A 2,786-nucleotide genomic window follows, 5' to 3' on the forward strand; every position below is an offset into this window, starting at 1 on the left:
TCATAGACTTCTGAATTTTGTCTGCCGTCACCTAGCAGCCCTCCTCGCCGCGGGATATTTCAGACGCACAAAAGCCAATTCGCCGCTCACTTCTGCACAGAATTGCAGCGCTGGTGACGCGCTTTTAGGCAGCGCCAATCCGCACGGAAAATGACGCACGCGTCATTGTTACGTTAAGAGCCTCGTGATAAACTTGTTACTGGGTTGAATTGGACCAAGTAGAAATATGACCAGCGCCATCTCCTATTATGTCGATCCGGCACGCGAACGGCCGAAATTCAAGCCTCTCAAGGCTTGGAAACACATGCAGAAACTGATCGCAGACAAGGAAGATACCGAGCAGGTCTTTCAGATTATCGAAGCGCTGAACGGCGATCAGATCCGCCAGGATTTCGAGCGCTTTCTGGCCACTGAAACAGGCCGCAAACTGTTTGAGGCGCGTACATTCTACCCGCCTATCCTGGACGATCACGAACCGCTGCATGCCATGGATGAAGGCAGTGTCGGGCGGACTTATGCTGAGTTTATGGAGCGCGAGGGTCTCACCGCTGCGGGGCTGGTCGCCGAAAGCGAAAAGAGCACCTCTTCGCTGCGCGATCATGAGGATGACCTGCTCTGGTACGGCAACCGGCTCCGTGACACTCATGACATGTTCCATATTCTGACCGGTTATGGCCGCGACGCTCTTGGAGAGGCCTCATTGCTCGGGTTCACCCATAGCCAGCATGGCGGACTTGGCGTCAGCTTCATTGCTTTCATGGGCGGCCGGCAGATCGCCAAGATAGCACCGAAATCTGCCGAGATCCGCAAAGTGATCGGCGAGGGCCGGCGCAACGGCAAGCGCGCGAAGCGCATCATAGAGCAGGACATTATCGCGCTCCTGCCGCGCCAGATTTCCGAAGTCCGCGAAGAGTTGGAGATCGAAGAGCCGGTACTCTACAAGCGGGCCCTTGAAATATTCCAGGATGCAGGCGTTGAGCCTATGGCGGCCGCGGCTTGATCTGGTTGGTCCGCCACGGGGAAGCGGCAGCTGGCTGGGGCGAAGCCGATGATCCGGGCCTGTCTGCACTCGGCCACAAGCAGGCCGACGCAGCAGCAGACATCCTGTCCAGCCAATCCATCGTTAAAATCATCTGCAGCCCGATGACGCGCTGTCAGGAAACTGCCCGGCCTTTCAGCACGCGCGCAGAGCTGGATGTCCGCACCGAGGCCCGCGTCAGCGAAATCCCGACCCCGGAAGGCCTGAGCGACCGGCGGGCTTGGTTGTCTGGTTTCATGGCAGGAGACTGGTCAGAGGCCCCTGCCCTCCTGGTCGATTGGAAATCTGACCTGATCCAGACGCTGGATGGCCTCGAGGATAATACCGTCGTCTTCACACACTTCATCGCGATCAACACGATCGTCGGACACCTCACCGGAAGCGCCAAGGTAACGAATTTCAGACCCGGGCACTGCTCCATCACGAAACTGAAGACGTCGCCTGAAGGTCTCTCCGTGGCCGAATTGGGCAGTGAATCTGCGACGCGCGTGCTTTGACTTGGGGCCCAGCTGGACTAGCCTGAAATTACCACGCAATTAACCTGTTTTTAGCCCGTCTCTGGCCGCCCGATTTGATGACCCGACCTGCCCCGAAAGACAACAGTCCAGACCTCTGGTTGGAACACTGGCCATGGCCCGACACGGCGGGCCACAAGTATAATAGAGGGCATCTTGGCTGTGTGACGGGGCCGCCGTCTTCCACGGGTGCATCCCGCCTGTCTGCCCGGGCCGGGCTGCGTATCGGGGCCGGGCTCGTCACCCTCCTGTCTCCGCCCGCATCTGTAATCGTCAATGCAGCACACAGCACGGCGGTCATGGTCAAGGCGTTTGCAGATCCGGCTCAACTTGCAGACCTGACATCAACCATGGCGTGCGTGCTGATCGGGCCAGCAGCAGGCACAAATCCTGTCACGGCGGAAAACGTGCTTTCTGTATTAGGCAATGCCGACGCGAGCGTTCTCGATGCCGATGCGCTCACCGTCTTCAAGGACGATCCAGACCGGCTCTTCTCTCATATCAAACGCCCCTGCGTTTTTACCCCACACGAGGGTGAATTCGAGCGGATTTTCCCGGGCCTCCTCAAAGAATCAGGCCGAGACGGTGCCGCTTTGAAGGCCGCCGAGATCTCGGACGCAATCATCATCCTGAAAGGCGCGGAAACCCTTATCGCCAGCCCTGGAGGCGAGCTTGTCATCAATCGCCATGCCTCGCCTTTCCTGGCCACAGCCGGCAGCGGCGACGTGCTCGCAGGTATCGTCGCCGGTCTTCTGGCCCAGGAAATGCCGGCCTTCCATGCGGCCTGCGCGGCGGTCTGGACGCATGGCGAAGCCGGCCGGCGGTTGGGGCCCGGCCTCATCGCAGAAGATCTCCCCGAAATCCTCCCCTCCATCCAGTCTGATTTTCATGCATCAAAGCCTTGAAACTCGCGGACGCGCCGATTACCAGACCCCTCCACATGATGTGCGGATGTGGCGAAATTGGTAGACGCACCAGATTTAGGTTCTGGCGCCGCGAGGCGTGGGGGTTCAAGTCCCTCCATCCGCACCATGTGAGATTGGTCACGATCCACGCGTAGACAGCCGCGTTACGCTGTGACATACACCGCCGCTTCAAGGATAATCGATGCCAGAATGACCGGCCAGTCAGGCCGAACCGGCACAAGGAATGACAGACATGGAATGCACCGAAACCACCGATGGCCTCAGCCGCATGTACAAGGTCAAGGTGCCTGCGAGTGAGCTTAAAAC

At 58.8% G+C, this 2,786-nt stretch carries 3 protein-coding genes and 1 tRNA gene; all 4 read left to right on the forward strand.

Features of this window, described 5'->3' with window-relative positions; all coding sequences use genetic code 11:
• The first annotated feature begins 226 nt into the window (after positions 1-226).
• The 4 genes from WA989_RS03760 to WA989_RS03775 all read left to right on the forward strand — a co-directional run bounded on the left by WA989_RS03760 (position 227) and on the right by WA989_RS03775 (position 2,586).
• Positions 227-1,000, forward strand: a complete 774-nt coding sequence (locus WA989_RS03760) for a Coq4 family protein (RefSeq protein WP_424339180.1) — start codon at positions 227-229, stop codon at positions 998-1,000.
• Positions 997-1,536, forward strand: coding sequence for a histidine phosphatase family protein (locus WA989_RS03765; protein ID WP_424339181.1), 540 nt, complete (start codon positions 997-999; stop codon positions 1,534-1,536). The genes WA989_RS03760 and WA989_RS03765 overlap by 4 nt, the downstream gene beginning before the upstream one ends.
• Before the next feature lie 77 nt (positions 1,537-1,613).
• Positions 1,614-2,459 (forward strand): NAD(P)H-hydrate dehydratase, encoded by an 846-nt coding sequence (locus WA989_RS03770; RefSeq protein ID WP_424339182.1) that lies wholly within the window; start codon positions 1,614-1,616, stop codon positions 2,457-2,459.
• Between the two features lie 42 nt (positions 2,460-2,501).
• A tRNA-Leu gene (locus tag WA989_RS03775) sits at positions 2,502-2,586 on the forward strand.
• The last annotated feature ends 200 nt before the right edge of the window (positions 2,587-2,786 follow it).

This window comes from Henriciella sp., assembly GCF_049649345.1.
Taxonomy (GTDB): Bacteria; Pseudomonadota; Alphaproteobacteria; order Caulobacterales; family Hyphomonadaceae; genus Henriciella.

What these genes read in the sequence shown, in the direction of transcription:
- WA989_RS03760 (WP_424339180.1), top strand. Translation starts at nt 227, where the DNA reads ATGACCAGCGCCATCTCCTATTATGTCGATCCGGCACGCGAACGGCCG.
- WA989_RS03770 (WP_424339182.1), top strand. Translation starts at nt 1,614, where the DNA reads ATGACCCGACCTGCCCCGAAAGACAACAGTCCAGACCTCTGGTTGGAA.